Below are 2,262 nucleotides of genomic sequence, written 5' to 3'. Positions count from 1 at the left end.
CCACAGTCTGAACTCATCCTGAACCCAAATCTGAACCCGCAAAATCCTGGCTATTAATGAAAGTTTTGCTGAAAATATATTCGGGAATGGTGATGCTAATCTGCGTACAAATCCTGGGACAAAAGTCAATAGACCTTCCCAAGAGATTTAGGAATACTGTGTATGATGTAAAATTCCTGAAGATATCACATAATGATAGATGGATTTGTTTTCAGAAGTCATACGATTCAAATAGTGATACCCTTGTAGTTGTCGACCGTCAAAAACCTAATAAGGAATTTTATCAAAAATCTGATGTTATTCCTCTATATACAACCTTTACGCCCAATGGATACCTGTTCTTGCGAGGACAAAAATCGTCTGAGCTGTTAAAACTTCCCTCTACTGCTAAAGTATCGTGGAACAATGTTAAAGATGCAGTTTACGACAGTGTTTTTAATGTTATCCTGCTGATACAAGATGGTGATCTCCTAATTGCTGATCAGGAAGGAAAAACCATTAATATGGTAAAAAATGTAAGGTCTATTCTTACCTCAAAACAGCGGAAGTTTGCAGTTGTTTCAGAAGGAACCAAAGAATCTTTATATATGATTTCAGGAAAAGACATCTTTAAGATATACGAAGGGGAAGAAAAGATAAAGTTTGTACTTGACTCAAACCTGGAGAACACAATCATCCTGACAGAAAATAGCGCAAAAAAGAAAAACCAGATTGTTAGCCTAAGCAATACAGGTCAGGAATTACCAAAGCCATTTAGTGTCAGCCAGGAGGTTGACCTAAATATCAGATCAGCTAAAGTTTTCCCCGTTACTCAACACCAGTATTTCGTGACATTGACCGTGAACAAGAAACGAAATGATAAAAACGCTCCGGACATATGGTATTCTAATGACAGTAAGCTGGAAACAAAGTTCTATGATGATACTGTTGAGTGCAGTTATCTGTGGAGAACTGATTCAAATACAGGAGAGCTGCTCGGCTACGGTGATGAAGATAAAGCCGCTTACTTTGGTAATCCCGACTATTATTTTAAATACAATCCTTATAAAGGTCAGGACTATTCGACGAACGTTTTGACCTATGAAGCTGAATTGGTTGGAATTTCAACGAAAAAGCCTGCTCTTACAATAAAAAGCAATATTATTATTGCCTCAAAAACCGGAGAATTTATAATAACATTAGAAAATCAATACTGGAAATTATACAATCTTTCTGAACTATCACAAAAGCAACTGCCGGTGGAATATACGCGCTATCATAAATATGGCTTTCCACGATGCTATTTTGCAGATAATGGGGAAAAAATTTTGTTCGAATCCAAAGGATTATTATATGAATATGATATAAAAAAGGGTATCACGAAGAAGGTGCCACTGATTGATGGTTACGAAACTCAAATATTGAACGGTGAACGTTCCACTTTTATTAAGGAATTTTCAACTAATACATACGATGCTTCAAAACCAGTTATTATTCGGTTATATAATCGTGAGGAAAACCGATCTGCGCTCGCACTATACAATGGAAAGTCCGTTCATATTGTTTTAAAGCCCACGGCTGAAAATATTAGCACTATTAATCTTGCCAGTGGCTCACAAGCAGTAACCTATACCAAAAATACAATGAAGGACGTTCCCACGATCTTTTACAACAATAGAAAAGAGCAAGAACTTTATATAACAAATAAGCATGACCTGTCAGCTTTACAGAATCTGAGATCGAAGACAGTACAATATTACGGTCCTGACGGAGAAAAACTATATGGTATTCTTATCTATCCGCTGGATTACCATCAAGGGGTAAAGTACCCGATGCTCGTTAGTATCTATGAAAAACAAAGGTACTTTGAAAATAAGTATCTTAAAGATGGCTTTGAAGGGCCTTCCGATGGCATCAATATCAGAAATCTTATCCAAAAAGGCTATTTTGTGTATTTGCCGGACATTAGTCTTGGAAATAGAGGGACCGGTGAAGCGGCTTTGGCTTGTGTTCATAGCAGCCTTGATACGATAAAAGATATAAGTGAAATTGATTTTCGGAAAGTCGGCCTGATCGGATTCTCCCATGGAGGCTACGAGACCAACTATATTGCAACACAATCCGACCGCTTTGCCGCATATATTTCCGGAGCCGGAAACAGCGATTTGGTACGGTCTTACTTTTCATATAATTATCAATTTAATGGCCCGTTTTACTGGCAGTTCGAAAACGGTCAATATGAAATGCCCAAACCCTTTTTTTCAGACAAAGAGCTGTACATTA

The 2,262-nt window shown here is 37.4% G+C and carries 1 protein-coding gene; it reads left to right on the top strand.

Going from position 1 to position 2,262, the window contains the following annotated elements:
- Positions 1 to 92 precede the first annotated feature (92 nt).
- Positions 93 to 2,262: alpha/beta hydrolase family protein (locus tag WFK35_RS22310; protein ID WP_336734794.1), on the top strand; the 2,170-nt coding region annotated here is incomplete at its 3' end.

Origin of the sequence: Chryseobacterium sp. VD8 (assembly GCF_037149975.1) — a bacterium.
Classification (GTDB): domain Bacteria; phylum Bacteroidota; class Bacteroidia; order Flavobacteriales; family Weeksellaceae; genus Chryseobacterium; species Chryseobacterium indicum.
This window is presented reverse-complemented; position numbering and strand designations above follow the sequence as displayed.